At 58.7% G+C, this 16,084-nt stretch carries 16 protein-coding genes and 1 tRNA gene; 8 read left to right on the plus strand and 9 right to left on the minus strand.

Going from position 1 to position 16,084, the window contains the following annotated elements; all coding sequences use genetic code 11:
- Nucleotides 1-287: 287 nt before the first annotated feature.
- On the minus strand, nucleotides 288-740 hold the full coding sequence (locus VHB22_RS01550) for an Hsp20 family protein (RefSeq protein WP_325455189.1): 453 nt from the start codon (nucleotides 738-740) through the stop codon (nucleotides 288-290).
- 222 nt (nucleotides 741-962) lie between these two features.
- Here VHB22_RS01550 and VHB22_RS01555 point away from each other — a divergent pair, with 222 nt between their 5' ends.
- On the plus strand, nucleotides 963-1,931 hold the full coding sequence (locus tag VHB22_RS01555) for an alpha/beta hydrolase (RefSeq protein ID WP_325455190.1): 969 nt from the start codon (nucleotides 963-965) through the stop codon (nucleotides 1,929-1,931).
- Here the strand turns inward: VHB22_RS01555 and hisN are convergent.
- A complete protein-coding gene (gene hisN / locus VHB22_RS01560) occupies nucleotides 1,928-2,740 on the minus strand; it encodes a histidinol-phosphatase (RefSeq protein ID WP_325455191.1) in 813 nt (270 codons plus the stop codon). The genes VHB22_RS01555 and hisN overlap by 4 nt on opposite strands.
- Before the next feature lie 572 nt (nucleotides 2,741-3,312).
- Entirely contained in the window at nucleotides 3,313-4,212 is a 900-nt protein-coding gene (locus VHB22_RS01565) for an N-formylglutamate amidohydrolase (protein ID WP_325455192.1), read from the minus strand.
- A 265-nt stretch (nucleotides 4,213-4,477) separates the two neighbouring features.
- Between VHB22_RS01565 and cpdR the strand changes: the two genes are divergently transcribed.
- From cpdR to VHB22_RS01585, 4 genes are all read left to right on the plus strand, one after another.
- Entirely contained in the window at nucleotides 4,478-4,864 is a 387-nt protein-coding gene (gene cpdR / locus VHB22_RS01570; RefSeq protein ID WP_325455193.1) for a cell cycle two-component system response regulator CpdR, read from the plus strand.
- 88 nt (nucleotides 4,865-4,952) lie between these two features.
- A tRNA-Val gene (locus tag VHB22_RS01575) sits at nucleotides 4,953-5,027 on the plus strand.
- An 18-nt stretch (nucleotides 5,028-5,045) separates the two neighbouring features.
- On the plus strand, nucleotides 5,046-5,171 hold the full coding sequence (gene ykgO / locus VHB22_RS01580) for a type B 50S ribosomal protein L36 (protein WP_325455194.1): 126 nt from the start codon (nucleotides 5,046-5,048) through the stop codon (nucleotides 5,169-5,171).
- Between the two features lie 85 nt (nucleotides 5,172-5,256).
- On the plus strand, nucleotides 5,257-5,973 hold the full coding sequence (locus tag VHB22_RS01585; protein ID WP_325455195.1) for a tetratricopeptide repeat protein: 717 nt from the start codon (nucleotides 5,257-5,259) through the stop codon (nucleotides 5,971-5,973).
- Here the strand turns inward: VHB22_RS01585 and VHB22_RS01590 are convergent.
- The 4 genes from VHB22_RS01590 to VHB22_RS01605 form a co-directional block, all read right to left on the minus strand.
- A complete protein-coding gene (locus VHB22_RS01590; RefSeq protein WP_325455196.1) occupies nucleotides 5,970-6,746 on the minus strand; it encodes a DUF4336 domain-containing protein in 777 nt (258 codons plus the stop codon). The two genes, VHB22_RS01585 and VHB22_RS01590, sit on opposite strands and share 4 nt — an antisense overlap.
- A gap of 79 nt (nucleotides 6,747-6,825) precedes the next feature.
- Nucleotides 6,826-8,271: a pyruvate kinase gene (gene pyk, locus VHB22_RS01595; RefSeq protein WP_325455197.1), complete on the minus strand. Its 1,446-nt coding sequence runs from the start codon at nucleotides 8,269-8,271 to the stop codon at nucleotides 6,826-6,828.
- Nucleotides 8,268-8,714 (minus strand): DUF1036 domain-containing protein, encoded by a 447-nt coding sequence (locus tag VHB22_RS01600; RefSeq protein WP_325455198.1) that lies wholly within the window; start codon nucleotides 8,712-8,714, stop codon nucleotides 8,268-8,270. Before VHB22_RS01600 ends, pyk begins: the two co-directional genes overlap by 4 nt.
- Before the next feature lie 68 nt (nucleotides 8,715-8,782).
- A complete protein-coding gene (locus tag VHB22_RS01605) occupies nucleotides 8,783-10,078 on the minus strand; it encodes a glycerate kinase (protein WP_325455199.1) in 1,296 nt (431 codons plus the stop codon).
- Nucleotides 10,079-10,262: 184 nt separating this feature from the next.
- Here VHB22_RS01605 and VHB22_RS01610 point away from each other — a divergent pair, with 184 nt between their 5' ends.
- From VHB22_RS01610 to VHB22_RS01620, 3 genes are all read left to right on the plus strand, one after another.
- Nucleotides 10,263-10,571, plus strand: coding sequence for a DUF1244 domain-containing protein (locus VHB22_RS01610; RefSeq protein ID WP_325455200.1), 309 nt, complete (start codon nucleotides 10,263-10,265; stop codon nucleotides 10,569-10,571).
- Nucleotides 10,572-10,891: 320 nt separating this feature from the next.
- Nucleotides 10,892-11,185: a DUF2312 domain-containing protein gene (locus VHB22_RS01615; RefSeq protein ID WP_325455201.1), complete on the plus strand. Its 294-nt coding sequence runs from the start codon at nucleotides 10,892-10,894 to the stop codon at nucleotides 11,183-11,185.
- Nucleotides 11,186-11,464: 279 nt separating this feature from the next.
- The gene (locus VHB22_RS01620) at nucleotides 11,465-12,394 is read left to right on the plus strand and encodes a LysR substrate-binding domain-containing protein (protein WP_325455202.1); all 930 of its coding nucleotides are present in this window, start codon (nucleotides 11,465-11,467) and stop codon (nucleotides 12,392-12,394) included.
- 34 nt (nucleotides 12,395-12,428) lie between these two features.
- Here VHB22_RS01620 and VHB22_RS01625 read toward each other — a convergent pair whose 3' ends face one another.
- A complete protein-coding gene (locus VHB22_RS01625; protein ID WP_325455203.1) occupies nucleotides 12,429-13,964 on the minus strand; it encodes a DUF882 domain-containing protein in 1,536 nt (511 codons plus the stop codon).
- A gap of 219 nt (nucleotides 13,965-14,183) precedes the next feature.
- Entirely contained in the window at nucleotides 14,184-16,046 is a 1,863-nt protein-coding gene (locus VHB22_RS01630; protein WP_325455204.1) for a L,D-transpeptidase family protein, read from the minus strand.
- Between the last annotated feature and the right edge of the window lie 38 nt (nucleotides 16,047-16,084).

Below are 16,084 nucleotides of genomic sequence, written 5' to 3' on the forward strand. Positions count from 1 at the left end.
CACGCCACCGCAGTTTGCGGCCCACCTGAAACCACCGCTCGGTGGCCTCCAAGATGGCCTAACATAAGCGCGCCATAAAGGACAGCAATATTGACCTATCTAGCAAATTCTACAGATTTGCAACTGTGGCACAAGCGCTAACACGCGATGGCTGGAAAAGACGTTTTCGAAAATATTGAGCGGCGGGTGGAGCAATAAAGTTACGCTCGCCGGTCTGAAGCGCCAAAATAAAAGCAACCGCGCCGAAGCGCGGTTGCCCATCAAGTCCAGCATTTGATTCTGGATACTTACGCGGCCTGCGCCTCAAGCTGCTTTGGCGTACCCGACCCGATCGCGATTGTTCTCGGCTTCTTGCTTTCCGGAACGTTGCGGACGAGGTCGACATGAAGCAAGCCATTCTCAAAGTTGGCGCCCGTGACGTCAACGTGATCGGCGAGCTGGAACCGGCGCTCGAACGCGCGGGCCGCGATCCCTCGGTGCAGATACGTCTTTTCTTCGGCTTCCGGAGCCTTTTCACCGGCAACCGTCAAGGTCTGTTCCTTGACCTCGATCTTGAGTTCGTCCTGCGAGAAGCCCGCCACGGCGAGCGATATCCGGTACGCATTCTCCCCAGTGCGCTCGATGTTGTAAGGCGGATAGGTCGACTCGCTATCAAAGCCCGCCGATTGGTCCAGCATCTGGAACAGCCGATCGAAACCGATTGCAGAACGATAGAAGGGAGCAAATTCGCTGTGTCGCATGAACATATCCTCCATAAGAAGCGACATGGAACCAGCCCGCGGTGGGCTCGGCTCTTCGTGACGCGGCCCCGCTTTGCGGCAACCGCAATCAATAGGTAGGAAGCAAAAAATCGCCCTTCAAGAGGGGTCGAGAGGGCGACCGAACAAGATTTGGCGCGCCAGAATCGCCCCAGAGACGTTAATGTGCCGGGTGGCCGGAAGCGGGAGGAGAAAAGCGCACCGATGAAACTCGTATCGCTCTCGATCAACCCCGTTCCGAGTGGTGCGAAAGTCTCGGCATTCGACGGCTACGATGGGCTCAAGCTGCGATCGGCTCTTTGGGAGCCCACGATCGGGCCGGCGCGCGGCACGGTATGTATCGTGCAGGGTCGCGGCGAGTTCATCGAGAAATACTTTGAGGTCATCGCCGATCTCCGGCGACGCGGGTTTGCCGTCGCAATCTTCGATCTGAGAGGGCAGGGCGGCTCGGAGCGAACGTTGTCTAACCCGCGCAAGGGTCACGTTATCGCATTCACCGAATACGACCGGGATCTCGCAATCTTTATCGAGGAGATCGTAAAGCCTGCACTTCCGCAGCCTTTGATTGGCATGGGCCATTCGCTTGGCGGCAACATCCTGCTGCGCAATGCGCAGGACGAAGCAAGCCCCTTCGCCCGGATGGTGCTGCTCTCCCCGATGATAGCCATCCACGAGAACATGCTGGGTGTCAGCCCGCCGATCGCGCGCGCTTATGCAACGATTGCAGGACTTCTAGGGATGTCCGGGACCTACGTCCATGGTGGCGGGGACGAGCCGGACGACTTCAAGAAATTCGAAACAAACCGCCTGACGAGCGACTTCATGCGCTGGTCGCGCAACAAAGCCATCATCGACGCGGCTCCGGAATTGGCATCGGGATCGCCGACAGTGGGCTGGCTTCGTGCCGCGCTTCGCAGCACCAGAATGCTGCTGCGCCCCGATTATGCAAAGTACGTCTGCGTCCCTATGATTATCTTCGCAGCCGGAGCCGATAAGGTCGTTTCGACACAAGCCATCGAGGATTTTGCGGTCGATCTGAAATTTGGGTCGCACATTCTTATGCCGGGATCGCGGCACGAGATTTTGCAAGAAACCGACACCATCCGTCAGCGGTTCTGGGCCGCATTCGATGCCTACATGGGAATTTCCGTCGCGTCGGCCGAGAAAGGCTAGGCGCGATTGATGAGTTCGAGCGCCGCATCGTGCAGGCGCGGATCGCCGCTGGCGAGAACATTACCCCCATTCGAAGCGTCACCACCCGTCCACGTCGTCACGCGGCCACCGGCACGTTCAATAATGGGGATCAAGGCGACGATATCATAAGACTTCAACGCGGGTTCGAGCACCATGTCGACGAATCCCGCCGCCAGCAGGCAATAATTGTAGCAATCGCCGCCATAGCGCGTCAGCCGCGTGAGATCTTTGAGGCGTGAAAGAGATTGCGCCTGTTCAGGAGTTTCGAAGAGATCAGGATGGGTCGACGTCAGCACTGCATCTTCAAGGCGTGGACACGCTCGCGTCTTGATCCGTGTCGGACGTCCGCCGCCCGTACTGAGATAGGAAGCGCGATCGCCCGACCAGAACCGTTCGCCTGTGAAGGGCTGATCCATCAAGCCGAAAATCGGTTTGCCGTCCTTCAGCACCCCGATCAATGTTCCCCACAAGGGCGAGCCGACAATGAAGGATCGCGTTCCGTCGATCGGATCGATGATCCATTGATAGGGGCTTGTGCCAGCCGTCGTTCCGAATTCCTCGCCGACGACGCCGTCCTTTGGCAGACGTGCGGCAAGCGCTTGCACAATCGCCTTTTCGGCACCGCGGTCGGCCTTCGTGACCGGATCGAATGCGCCGCCATGCGCCTTGTTTTCCACAGGCGTAACTTTGCGGAAATGCTTGAGAATGACTGGGCCGGACAAATCGGCCAGTTCGTGGGCCACGCGGACAATGGCTTGGAATTCCGCTGCGGGCGAAGACCCCGGCACGCGTTCACCCTAATTTTCAACTGGTTGCAAAACCTTCGGGCAGCCGAGGGCGCTTCGAAGACACGCTTCTTGATATAGATATCTTTTAGTAACGCAACTTGTGGCGCGCTAGATACATCTATTTGGGAATGCGCTATGGATATACTCGTGGAGATTGCGGACGCAGCCAAAGCAGCGCATCGTCGAAGGGCGATGGTGATGACACGCTTCGTTGCAATCGCTGCCCAATTCGGGCGTTTCCTCCCTAGACTTGGGCCGTTCGGCTTACGAACGGCCTTTCTTTATGCGGCGCCGTTAGCTCAGATTTCTGCCGAGAGCGGTTTACGCTCAAGCCGAGCCATGCAAGATCCGCATTTTAAGCCGCTCAGCTATGCACTATTCGCATTTGCTCGTGATGCACTGCATCGTTAGTTTTTGCAGTGCGATATGTGAGCCTTCGCTCGCGCTTCGCAGCCCTCCTTGGGCGTTTCCTCCCTAGACTTGGGCCGTTCGGGATCGAACGGCCCTTTTTCTTGCGTGCAATATCAAATGAAGATTGCACGACGCATGCATGCTCGCCTCTTAACCAGCGATCACTCTGCGGCCGCGCGATAGTCGAGAAGCCCCGGCACTTCTGAGAAAAGACTGCGGAGGATGTCCGTCAGTGATTCTACGAGGGGCGTATAGCCGGAATTTGGTTCGAACGTCAGTTCATTGATATAGAGTCCGCGATTGATCTCGAATTGTAACGCGTGGACTCCGTGCGCCGGACGGCCATGATGTTCGGTGATGTAACCGCCCGCATAGGGGCGGTTCAGCTGAACTTTAAAACCGCGTTTTTGAAATTCATCGCGGACAAGCAGCGTTAGGCGGGGATCGGACGATGCGCCAAAGCGATCTCCAATGACGATATCCGGCCTTTGTGCCCCGCCCGGAGCCATCGCAGCCGACGGCATCGAATGGCAATCGATGAGAACCGCGTAGCCGAACAGATCGCTCGTTGCCGCGATTAGCCGCGAGAGTTCGGAGTGAAATGGAAAATAAAGCTGCTCGATTCGTGCCAAGACGCTGTCGAGGCTCAATCGGCCAGCATAAATCTCTTCGCCGTCGGCGACGATTCTGGCGACCGTCCCAAGTCCGCCGGCCACACGAATGGACTGTGTATTGGCGTGTGCGGGAAGTGAATCGCCAACGAGCTCCGGATCAAGTTCGTAGGGCTCACGATTGAGATCGAGGTAAGCGCGGGGAAAGCGGGCACTAATAAGGGGCGCCCCCAAGTCTGCAACGGGGCGGAACAAGCGATCGACGAAACAATCCTCCGAGCGGCGGAGGGTTTTGGGGTCGAGCCGCGACATTGCTAGGAATTCGGGCGGATAGAGGCGGCCGGAATGAGGAGACGAGAAAACAAACGGCGCCGACTGCACGCGCGGCAATAGAACGTCGAACGACGGAAAAAAAGCGGATGGAACCCTATGAAAACGGTCGTCGGACATTCGTGAGAGGTGCCTTTACGTTGCTTCCGCGACAAATCACCGGATCAAGCGCGCCAGTTTGCCAACGCGCCGCGTTGAAGTCTATGCGTGACTTGCGCTCTCCCGTATCATGCATAACGCCAGTCAGCGTGCGAAGTTCGCAAGACGCGTCTTGAGTGCAACTCTCCACAATTTCATGCTCCGTTTACCAAACTCGGGCCAAGTTTGCGCCAGACGAAATAGCTACTATCGGCTACGCTCAAGTTCCGCATCATTCAGAGTTGCCATGCCTGTAAAGCCTTCAAGCCTGCCGTTGCGCCGGATCCTGCTCGCCGAGGACGACGATTCCATGCGCGGTTTCCTCGTCAAAGCGCTGGAAAAGGCCAATTATGACGTCGTCGCCTTTGAGAATGGCGAGGACGCATACGAGCGCCTGAAGCGCGAGCCCTTCACGCTGCTTCTGACCGACATCGTGATGCCGAAAATGGACGGCATCGAGCTTGCGCGCCGCGCCAGTGAGATCGATCCCGACCTTAAAATCATGTTCATCACCGGTTTCGCTGCCGTCGTTCTCAACAGCGAAAATCAGCCCCCGAAAGAAGCGCGGGTGCTGTCGAAACCCTTCCACCTCAAAGACCTAGTGCGCGAGGTGGATCGCCTGCTCGCCGCGTGAAATGTGCGGCATGTCCGGCTCTTGCCCAGAAACCCTACGTTCAGGGCTTGACCTAGAGGGACCAATCCCCCTAGAAGCTCGCTTCTTCGGGCACTTAGCTCAGCGGTAGAGCACTACCTTGACATGGTAGGGGTCAGAGGTTCGATCCCTCTAGTGCCCACCATCTTAAACCGGTGTCGTTATGAAAGTTAGAAACTCATTGAAATCCCTCCGCTCGCGGCACCGCGATAATCGCGTTGTTCGCCGTAAGGGCCGCGTCTATGTCATTAACAAGACGCAGCGCAGGTTCAAGGCGCGCCAAGGCTGATGCCGTTTGCGGCCGCTTTGGACGTTACTGCGATTTCACGAGAGTTATTTTGACCGCTACCCCGCCGCTCGATTAGGGTCGGCGCATGAGATTTTGCACGCGCATTATCGTGGCCGTTCTTGCCCTTGCCGCAGGCACCCTGCCGGCGCTGGCCGATGACGAGCTTCTGAAAACCCAGCCGTTTCCCGAGCAGCCTGCCCCGGCGCCGGCTCCCACGCCGAAACGCGCTCCGTCGCCGCCTCCAGCGCCACCGCCGAATACGGTTCAGCACGGTGAGCCTGGCATGATGGGCCTGCCGTGGCCCAAAACGCCGGAAGAAGCGACGAAAACCCTGAACAACCTCTACGCCTTTCTGGCAACGACGGACGACCATCGCCAAGCGGGCGAAATCGGTGCCGCAATCGAACGGCTGTGGCGGCTCTCCGGCGGCGATACCGTCAACCTTCTAATCGACCGTGCCGAGCTTTTCTCATCGAAGAACGAGAATGATAAGGCGCTGCCCTTGCTCGATGCCGCCGTCGATCTCGCGCCCGACTACGCCGAGGCCTGGAGCCATCGCGGCTATGTCGAATACCGGCTGAATAATTATCCTGCGGCGCTGGGAGATCTGCGCCGGGCACTCGCGCTTGATCCCAATCACTTCCGCGCCCTCGACGGCATGGCCAAGATTCTGACGCTGATGGGCGAGAAGAAAGCTGCGCTCGAAATCTACGATCAGCTCCTGAAAGTTCACCCCAACATCGAAGGCGCCAAGACGGCGCGCGACAAACTCAAGAAGGAAGTCGAAGGCCAGGGGATTTAGCCTGCCTCCCGCTTTGCTTCGGCATCCGAATGCGCCCACCCGAATGCGCGCCGGAGTTCTTTCGTCCCGTTGCGCTCGTACCAGCGGCCGTGAGCAAGAATGATCCGCTCCGGACCCCATGAGATCATTGTCTCGACCGCCGCCCGAAGCTCCGGCTTTCGGTGACGAAAAGTCAGCCGCATGTCGCGCGGCATGCTGCCATTAGGATCGAGGCAGCCACCGAGCCAAGAGAGTAACCGCATTCCCAGCGACAGCTTTTTCGGCTCGAAGTTCTCGATAAGGTCGGTCAGCACCAACGTACGGCTCGGCCGATGGAAGAAGACGACTTCAGTCATATAGCTGCTGGTCACCGGCAGAGTCGCAATGGCGTCGTCCCACGGATAACCCCGGTCGCGATCGAGGTTCGAATGGGTGAAGTCGATGCGCGTCCCAGCCTGATCGACAACGCGTGGCGCCAGGTACGCTTCGGCCTCGGGAAACGCTGCTTTCCAATCGGGAATCCACCAGTAGTGAAGCCTGTTTGGCGAGACAATCCAGCGCGGCAAGCCCAGCTTGGCGACTTGCGCCATAAGCTCGGGGGTGAGCTTCGTCGGCGAATGCACAAAGAGATCCTGCGAGCCGACGCGGATAATCGTCATTCGCGTCGGAAACGGCATCTTGAGCCCCGGAGGTCCGAACCGGATCGCCGGACCGTCGACCAGCCACACCTCGTCAGCGGCGCTCTTCAAAGTATCGAGCGGCGGATAGGTCGTTAGGCCCAGATCGTTGCTCACGGCGGCCTCCGTGCGCCGCCCCGGAAATCGATCCAAGGACGGCCTCAGTCTCTAATCCCCAAAACATCAATCTCTAAAGCTAAACTTCTTCGGCGATCGGCGCGCCGGATTCATCGACGAACGCAATACGGATCATGTTCGTCGCGCCAGGACTGCCAAGCGGAATACCTGCTGTGATCAGCACACCCTCGCGCGCTTTCACCAATCCTTCCTCGAATGCAATCCGGCATGCTTTGCGAACCATATGCGAAAGATTTTCCGGGTCGCCGGTCAGGATCGTCTGCACGCCCCAGACGAGCGAGAGACGCCGCGCGGTCGATTCAATCGGCGTCAAGCCAATCACAGGAATGCCGGGACGCTCACGGGTAACGCGCAGCACCGTCGATCCCGTCGCGGTATAGCAGACGATAGCGCCAAGTTGGACGGTGTCAGCAATCGCGGAAGCCGCGGCGGCGATGGCGTCGGCGCCCGTCGGCTGCGGCTCCGTTTGAGTGGCGTAGAGCATCGCCTCGTAAATTGGATCGTGCTCGACCTCGATTGCGATCTTGTCCATCGTCTGGATGGCTTCGACCGGGTACTGCCCGACGGCGCTTTCCGCCGACAGCATGATCGCGTCGGCGCCATCGAACACTGCGTTGGCGACGTCGGAGACCTCCGCGCGCGTCGGCATCGGCGACGAAATCATGCTCTCAAGCATCTGCGTCGCGATGATCACCGGCTTGCCGGCCGCCCGCGCCATGCGCGTCATCTTCTTCTGAATGCCCGGTACTTTTTCGACTGGCATCTCGACGCCGAGATCGCCGCGCGCAACCATGATAGCATCGGAGGCCGCAATGACATTTTCAAGATCGGCAACAGCCGACGGTTTTTCGATCTTCGATAAAATCGCGGCGCGGGTACCGATGAGATTGCGAACCTCGTAAATGTCTTCGGCGCGCTGCACGAATGACAGCGCAACCCAATCGACTCCGAGTTTCAACGCGTGCGCAAGATCCGCCTTGTCTTTTTCCGTCAGAGGACTGATCGGCAGCAGAGTATCGGGCATCGAAATGCCCTTTCGGCTCGCCAGCATGCCCCCGGTCGTGACCTCGGCATGAATTTGTACCTTCGACGTTTCGACGACGCGCATCCGGAGCTTGCCGTCGTCGAGCACCAGCATGTGGCCGGGTTTGATCGCCTCGAAGATTTGCGGATGCGGGAGATAGACACGCTCGCTTGTGCCAAGCGTCTCGTCGCGATCGAATTTGAAGATTGAGCCGGTTTTGACCTGAACGCGTCCCGTTTCGAAATTGCCGATGCGAAACTTCGGCCCTTGCAAATCCGCGAGGATGCCGATCGGATGGCGATGGCGCGCGGCGCACGCACGCACGGTGTTATAGAGAGCCTTCGAGCCATCGTGCGTCGAGTGGCTCATGTTGATGCGGAAAACATCGACGCCCGCGATGAAAAGGCGCTCCACCATCTCCGGAGCGGCTGACGCGGGGCCAAGCGTTGCTACGATCTTGACCCGCCGGTTACGTCTCATTTTTCCGCTTTTCCTTGCCCCGGATCAGTGAGGCGGATCGTCCATTCCTTCGCCTCTCCGGTGTCGACTTCAAAAAATCCCGTGCGCTTATATCCGCGTTTTTCACAATCCTGAACCCCCCGGATCGCAAAGGACTTGTCGGCAGTGCACATGTTGCTTTTGCCGCCCCATTCGCCGCCGCGATCGTAATCGATCGCATGCACGTAGACGAAGCGGCTCGGCAGCGCACCTTTCAAAAGCGTTTCGCATGTCTGCGAAGCGATATTCCACCATCCTTCCGTCGCCCATCCGGACTTGTCCTGATAGCCGATTGCCACGCCGACCCGGCTTGAAGTCGCGTTGCAAAGCTTAAGGTCGGCGTGCGCAGCGGTCGTCCAAAGTAGCAAACTTACGAACAACGCCCCTGGATGCGCACCCGCGCGCAAATTGAAATGTGACGGCACGGCTGCCCTCCGTCTGCATGTGGCACCCCCGAGGCAACGCCGCTTGGCGAGCCGATACCACCCCCGGTCTACGGGTCGACGAGAATGACCCGGAAATCGTTGACGTTGGTCTGCGTTGGACCACACAGGATGAGATCGCCAATGGGGCGAAAGAAGCCCGTTGAGTCGTTGTTCTCCAGCATCCTGGCAGCATTGAGGTTGTGCGCCTCGGCCCGCTTCAATGTGTCTGAGAACACCATTGCGCCAGCAGGATCGCCCGCGTTGCCGCCGCCACCGTCGATGCCGTCGGTATCACCTGCGAGACCCGCGATTCCGGGCGTGCCGTTGAGCGCGATCGCAAGACCGAGCGCATATTCCTGGTTTGGGCCGCCGGAGCCGTTCCCGCGCACGGTGACGGTCAACTCCCCGCCCGACATGATCGCGACCTTTTCGCCTTTCCGTTTGGCCTCAAGCGCCATCTCCGCGTGTTTGCGGGCGACATCCCGCGCTTCGCCTTCAAGATCGTCGCCGAGAAAAACGACGCGGTAGCCGAGTTCACTGGCGATCCGGCCCCCAGCATCGATCGACGCCTTCGGAGCGGCAACAATCTCGTACTGCGAATTGGCGAGTTTCGGATCGCCCGCCTTCACCGTTTCGTTTTGCGGATCAGCCAAGGCCTGCGCGATCTCGGACGACGGCGTAATCTTCCATTTTTCGAGCACCGCGCGCGCGTCCGCAAGCGTCGAACGGTCGGCGACGGTTGGACCCGAGCCGATTTCATCCGGATTGTCGCCCGGCACGTCCGATATCGAGAGTGTCAGCAGCCGCGCCGGATAAACGGCGGCTGCGAGCTTGCCGCCTTTAATCTGTGAGATGTGCTTGCGTACGCAATTCATTTCTGAGATCGGCGCACCCGATCTCAGAAGCTGTTTGGTCAACGCCTGCTTGGCTTCGAAACTGACACCCGAAACCGGTGCCGCCCAGATCGCCGACGCGCCGCCCGACAACAGACAAAGAACGAGATCGTTCGGGCCAGCGCTTTTCGCCAGCGCAATGGCTTTCCGCGCACCTTCGACGGAATTGGCATCAGGGACCGGATGTCCGGCCTCCAGGATCTTGATGATCTTCGTCGGCAACCCGAACCCGTGACGGGTAGAAATCAGGCCAGAAATTCTGTCCGCTTGGCCGGTTGCGATGTAGTGCTCCTCAGCCGCGACAGCCATTGCAGCGGAGCCTTTGCCTGCGCCGATGACGATGATATGGCCGCCTTCCGGCACGCGCGGCAGGTGCGGCGGCAGGCAGGTCGAGGGATGGGCGGTGCTATAAGCCGCTTCAAACAGCGCGCTCAAAGTTTTGCGAACGCTGCCGTTCGTCCCGTCTGCCATGTCGCGTCCTCGGCCGGTCTCGGTTATTGGGGGTTTGGTTTGCGCAATCGCCTTCCGCGCGTCAAGGCATGAGAGGCCGCAGGGCTTAAAGCGGACGTCCCGCCCTGGCGGCGGCATTTCCAGACGCTTATTTAAAGGAAATGGCGGCGCATTTGCCCGGACAGGTTTCTGCATGGAGGCCGGAATGAAAACATTCGATGCCCAGACAACTCTCGAACTGGAAGCGGCGGCTTTCCGGCGTCTCGTGGAACATTTGCGTGGACGGACCGACGTGCAGAATATCGACTTGATGAACCTCGCCGGATTTTGCCGGAACTGTTTGTCCAATTGGGTTGCCGAAGCGGCAGCCGCGAAAGGGCTGGAGTTGTCCAAGGACGAGTCCCGCGAGATCGTCTACGGAATGCCGTATCGCGAGTGGCAAGCTAAATATCAGAAGGACGCGACGGCCGATCAGCAGGCGCAATTCGAGAAATCGAAGCCGCAAGCACACTAACCGGCGAACCGGCGGTTCCCATATCGTGACGCTCCAATTGTCATCCCGGGCAAGCTCACGTGCGAGACGCGGGACAATCGCTTTCCCGTTCCGTCCTGGTTCCGCCCTTCGCCGGACATTTACGGACCGGCCAGGATACAATGGAAGTGTGCAACATGCGCGCTTTCATATCGTCATCAGCATCGTGATTCGGTGTGCGACGTTTGTAACGTCAAGCGTTTGATCGAACTTACCGTTGGGGATTAGGCCTTTCCTCGCCTTGCTGGCGATGCAACGCGCCGATAGCTTCGGCCGCAGACTGATATCAGCAAGGAGCTTTCATGAGTACGCTTCAGGCCTCGGCGCAAAACCAATTGCGGCAGTTCGTCGAGCAGATCGAACGCCTCGAAGAGGAAAAGAAGCAGCTCGCAAGCGACATCCGTGACAAGTACACGGAAGCCAAGGCCGTCGGTTTCGACGTCAAGGCGCTTCGCCAGATCGTGCGCCTGCGCAAGAAATCGAACCAGGAGCGCCAGGAAGAGGAAAGTATCCTGGAAGTCTATATGCACGCGCTCGGCATGCTGGATGAGCCGCCCTCGGAACACGTCGTCGATGCGATGATTGCGGCTGAATAAGCGCGCCGAGCACAACCGAAAAACTCTGACCGTACATGTGTGAGGACCGCTTTGGCATCCCCGGAGCGGTCCTAATTCTGTCGGTCTAAACGAAGCAGCGCCGCTCATTCCCATTCGGCGCTAGGAACAAGCGGCGCTGAACGGCAGTCTTGCGACTGCCTTCTGATGGGCTGCACTCGGAAAAGTGATGGCCTTCCGCGCAGCCGATGGTTGGCAACGTAATGGAGGAATGCGATAAGCACAAATCGTCATTTCTTGCCTTAGACATTAGACACGCTGATGGCCCACGTCACTCTCAAGCAATTGCGCTACTTCGATGCGTTGGCACGAGAGCAGCATTTCGGCCGGGCGGCGGATGCCTGCGCTGTGACGCAGCCGGCGTTATCGATGCAAATTCAGGATCTCGAAGCTTCGTTGGGCATCGCGCTCGTCGAGCGCACCCGGAGCGGCATCAAGTTGACGCCAAAGGGCGAGGAAATCGCCACGCGTGCACAGCGTCTGCTAAACGACGTGCGCAACCTCGTCGATTACGCGCAGCACGCCGGAGGCATTCTCTCGGGCACTTTGCGTCTCGGCGTTATTCCATCGATTGCCCCGTATTTGTTGCCGCCGCTCCTGCCGCTGCTGAAGGAAAAATATCCAGATCTCGAGCTTCACGTTCGAGAAACCCAGACGCAGCTGCTGACTGACGAACTGGTCGGAGGTAAGCTAGACGTCTTGCTGCTGGCGTTGCCGATTAAAAATTCCGACATTGAGACGCTCTCGATCTTCGACGATCGCTTTTTGCTCGCTGTTCCGAAAGGGAAAAAGCTTTCAGGCCGGGTTCGCGCCACGCGCGACATGGTCGAAGGCGACCGGCTGCTGCTTCTGGAGGAAGGCCATTGCCTCCGGGATCAGGCGCTCACCTACTGCAGCCTGCAACAGGTCGATGCCGTCAATACGTTCGGAGCTTCCAGCCTTTCGACGATTGTCGAGATGGTGTCCGCGGGGTTCGGCATCACCCTGTTGCCCGAGATCTGCCTGGGGGTCGAGGCCCGAAGCCGGGAGATTAAGGTGATCCGCTTTGTCGATCCCGAACCCTCGCGCGCGATCGGCTTGGCTTGGCGGCGTTCGAGCCCCCGCCGCGACGATTTTCTCGCCCTTTCGAAGCTCATTGCGGCGGCGGGACAAGCCTCTCAGAAGCGAGGCGTTACGGCAACGCAGGCATAAGCCTAGCCGAGCTAAATCCGGTCGTTGTGAAAGCTCAGCGGGCGCTGGTTTGTACCGCACGGCTAGCGATTCCAGTCGCCGGTGCGGTTGGCGCGTTGAGTTCGTTCAACGCTTCGATGTGCACGGCTTTGCCCTGGAACTGCTCCGCCCACATTTCTTCGGCGATCTGCCTGCCGGGACGGAATTTCATTGGTGGAATGGCTCCGTCGTCGTCAAGAGCATCGAGCGTTGCCGCCACGTCCGGCTTCCGCAGATCGACTAGAGGAGCGTCGCGCAAAGCTGCATTGTCAGTCATGATTGGCGCCAAAGGGAACGGCCGATAGGCGAGTTCTTCCGGATGGTCCTCGTCGAATGCGGGGGCTTCTGCCCAGCCATTGCCAAGCGCATCCGGGCTCATATCCGAAACGCTGGCGGCCACTGCGGGATCGAGGCTCGCGACGCGCGCTGTTGGCTGCGAGCGCGGTCGACGGGTTTCCGCTAGCGCAGCTGCAGCGAGGGCTCTTTGCGGCCGGACCGCGGGCTTCGGGCCAGATAGGAGTTCAGGAATTGGTGTCGATGCGGCGGTTTCTGCCAGCGCGTCGAGTTTGCTGCGGTCAAAGCTGGATAGACCTGGCGCAAGTCGAGAACCCCGATCAACGAGCCGTGGGGCCGAGATCAGATGAGGAGCCGCAGCGTCGTCGTCGGGCGTGTAGGAGGCAAGGCGGGCAGCTGCGAAAGGTTTAGGATCGCTCACCGGAGTTCTATTCGGCTCCGTCGTCAGATTGATGTTACGACGCGTCGAGCCTCCGAGCGAAGCGACCACGGACAAATGTTTTGTCGGTCCGATCCGTGCCGAAGCAACCATAGTGCGCGACGAGCCGGGGACCACTCGATTGCGGAAGAATTCAGCGACCTGCGTTGCAAGTTCGTGAAACTTGCTTTGTGCGACTTTCACGTCGGCGGGCGTGATCGGCCGTCCGTCAGCCGGAATATATTTCGAATGGCCGTTGGGAAAAAGCAAGGCCAGCTCCATGCGCGGCATGCGCGGCCACATTCTGACGCGCCCGCTGTCAACGTGCACGAACGGGATGCCCGAGGTCGGATAGTATCCAACGCCTCCGCGTTCCCGAATGAGCGCCGAATAGCGCATTTTCTTCAGCGGAACGTCGGGGAACGTGATGTCGATGGCTTTACCGAGGATGTGCTGGCTGAACTTGGCCTGACCGCCACGAGTATGGCGGAGCATTTCGTTCGTCGTGGCCGTGCGATAGCCGCAGATGATGTTGATAGGTTCTTTCGAACCGAGTTCTTCGTGCATTTCCCAGGCAAGATCGATCGTCTTGGGATCGATTGCCTTGACTTTGTTCTTGCGCCAGTCGCGCATAATATAGTTGATCTTGGCCATCGCCTCGGGAATGTACTTGCCATTCCGCTTGTAGACGATCGTCAGTCGTTCGTGCGTATGAATATGATAGAGCGAGATCGTGCGCTCGTTCGGCTGGCTGGCCGCCGTGATGTTGTCGGCATGCAGGCACACCGCCGCGGCAAGTGCAGCAAAACCCGACAAGACGCCTGAGCGGCGAAGCGACACCTAATTCCCCCGTCCCTACGCAAGTATTCCCCGAGCCCGACTGGGGCCGACAATGCCCGGTCTGAACTGGTTAACCCCCAAACCCTTAAGAGGCAGTAACTATGCGATGTGGGCAACTAACGACGGGGAAGGGGCGATAAAAGGGCGCGAGTGCTCAAGTTTAAAAAAAAGCCGGCCGAAGGCGTCGGCCGGCTGGGTTTGGTCATAGGGTTATGGCGCTCAGAAGCCGCCGCCCAAAACCTGCTGGAAGAAGTGATTGAGGCCGCCGTCGTAGTGCTTGTGACGGCGCCCGCGACCACGATAATCATCATCGTCGTCGTCGCCAAACCAATTGTCGTCGCGACGTCGGCTGTCGGCATATTCGTCGAACCCGATATCGTCGGGCGTAATCTTCGGCTCCTTGGTTTTCACGATCTGGTTCCACTTGCCCTGCAGCGCAAGCGTGATGCGTTTCTCATGGCCGTAGATATCGTTGAAGCTTTCGATTTCTCCATCGTTATCGACGCGGGCTGTGAAGTACGTGATGTGAACGGGAATCGGATGATCGAGCGAAACCTCGTTCTCCTCTGGCCCCTTCGTCACGAGACTATCCACCTTGCTCTTATCCCAGCCCTTGTCCTCATTCATGATAAGCTCAGCGAGGTGGACCGGATTGCGTACACGCATGCAACCGTGGCTAAAGGCGCGAACGCTATTCTTGAACAGGCTCTTGCTCGGCGTATCGTGCAAATAAACAGCATGCTTGTTCGGAAAGAGGAATTTGACGACGCCGAGCGCATTTCCCCCGCCCGGCGGCTGATAGACATTGAAATACCGGATGTCGGTCCGGTACCAATTAATGTCCCAAGCATTCACGCGCCGTCCGTTACGCTCCATCACAAGCCCTTGGCGCCGTAGAGGATTGCCGCCTGCGCGGAGGCCTGGAAGCAATTCTTTGATCTTGATCGAATCCGGAACGTTCCATCGCGGCTGGAAAACCACGGTGCGCATCAGATCCGAGAAAATGGGCGTCTGCCTGTTGACGCTTCCGGCAACGATACGCTCGTCGAAAAGAACCTCTCCATCTTTGACAAGACGAACGCTGAAATCCGGAATGTTGACCGTGACATAAATTTTCCCGAGGTCTTCCGGCATCCACCGCCATTCTTCCATGTTGGCGAGCAGCTTCCATTCGCTAATGCCGTCGCCACGGTTCAGCGAGCGCCGCAATGCCATCGTGATCGTCGGCGTGATCGGGCGAATATTTTTTTGTTCCTTATAGGCCTTAACCGCGCGTGCAAGTTCGTCATCGTAGTAGGTGGCATCTGCTGGCTTGCCGTCAGCCTGTACCGATGGCGCAGAAACCTTGAGCGCCTTTCTGACGAGCGCGATCTGCGGATTGCTCTTGCCCGGCATCAGATTTGGGCCAGGCGGAATATTGATCGCTTCGCCATCTTTACCCGCACGCAGTGCCAGCAACTTCTGACGAAGCAGTTCGAACTGCTTGTTCTGGGGCTGAAGGGACCTGAGATACGCGCCCTTATCGATCGCCGTCGCCAGAGCATTGATGGCGATGCGTGGCTCGATAAAAGTCGGCTTCCGGTCGATGTAGCCTGAAAGCTGATCGGTTGGATTTGGAATTCGCCCACCGTGCGCATCTCGCGCATATGCCAACGCGTCCACAGAAAGCTGCGTCTCGGCATCTGTGAGATCGTCGAGGCTATAATCGCCCGAGGCTGACCGTTTCAGGGTCGGAATTTTATAGTCTGAGGATCGCAAGCCCCAATTGTCGGCGTCCTTCAAGGCATCGATGAGGTTTTTAGCGTCCGCCGTATAGCCGTTCTTGTCGACCCAAAGCGTTGCGCCCATGCGCGAGCCGTAGAAGTTTTTCAACGCTTCGCGGTCGGCGGCGTCGGTCGATGCAAATTTTTTCTTGTGTGCATCGAGATAGCGCCCGATCTGCAGATAAACGAGATCGTCGACGGCGACGACTTTCGGAGGTGTGGCCGCGCTGTCTGCCGGAGCAGCTTCCGAGGCCGATGTTGACGGTGGGGGCGATGTTTCCGCCGGTATGGCCGTGTCTGCCCCCGTTTCCGGGCGCATGGCCGTCTGCCCGGGATCGATACCTGACGAGGAGTTTT

It is taken from the genome of Hyphomicrobium sp. (genome assembly GCF_035548195.1).
GTDB lineage: Bacteria > Pseudomonadota > Alphaproteobacteria > Rhizobiales > Hyphomicrobiaceae > Hyphomicrobium_B.

What these genes read in the sequence shown, in the direction of transcription:
- VHB22_RS01550 (WP_325455189.1), bottom strand. Translation starts at nt 740, where the DNA reads ATGCGACACAGCGAATTTGCTCCCTTCTATCGTTCTGCAATCGGTTTC.
- VHB22_RS01555 (WP_325455190.1), top strand. Translation starts at nt 963, where the DNA reads ATGAAACTCGTATCGCTCTCGATCAACCCCGTTCCGAGTGGTGCGAAA.
- VHB22_RS01565 (WP_325455192.1), bottom strand. Translation starts at nt 4,212, where the DNA reads ATGTCCGACGACCGTTTTCATAGGGTTCCATCCGCTTTTTTTCCGTCG.
- cpdR (WP_325455193.1), top strand. Translation starts at nt 4,478, where the DNA reads ATGCCTGTAAAGCCTTCAAGCCTGCCGTTGCGCCGGATCCTGCTCGCC.
- ykgO (WP_325455194.1), top strand. Translation starts at nt 5,046, where the DNA reads ATGAAAGTTAGAAACTCATTGAAATCCCTCCGCTCGCGGCACCGCGAT.
- VHB22_RS01585 (WP_325455195.1), top strand. Translation starts at nt 5,257, where the DNA reads ATGAGATTTTGCACGCGCATTATCGTGGCCGTTCTTGCCCTTGCCGCA.
- pyk (WP_325455197.1), bottom strand. Translation starts at nt 8,271, where the DNA reads ATGAGACGTAACCGGCGGGTCAAGATCGTAGCAACGCTTGGCCCCGCG.
- VHB22_RS01605 (WP_325455199.1), bottom strand. Translation starts at nt 10,078, where the DNA reads ATGGCAGACGGGACGAACGGCAGCGTTCGCAAAACTTTGAGCGCGCTG.
- VHB22_RS01610 (WP_325455200.1), top strand. Translation starts at nt 10,263, where the DNA reads ATGAAAACATTCGATGCCCAGACAACTCTCGAACTGGAAGCGGCGGCT.
- VHB22_RS01615 (WP_325455201.1), top strand. Translation starts at nt 10,892, where the DNA reads ATGAGTACGCTTCAGGCCTCGGCGCAAAACCAATTGCGGCAGTTCGTC.
- VHB22_RS01620 (WP_325455202.1), top strand. Translation starts at nt 11,465, where the DNA reads ATGGCCCACGTCACTCTCAAGCAATTGCGCTACTTCGATGCGTTGGCA.
- VHB22_RS01630 (WP_325455204.1), bottom strand. Translation starts at nt 16,046, where the DNA reads ATGCGCCCGGAAACGGGGGCAGACACGGCCATACCGGCGGAAACATCG.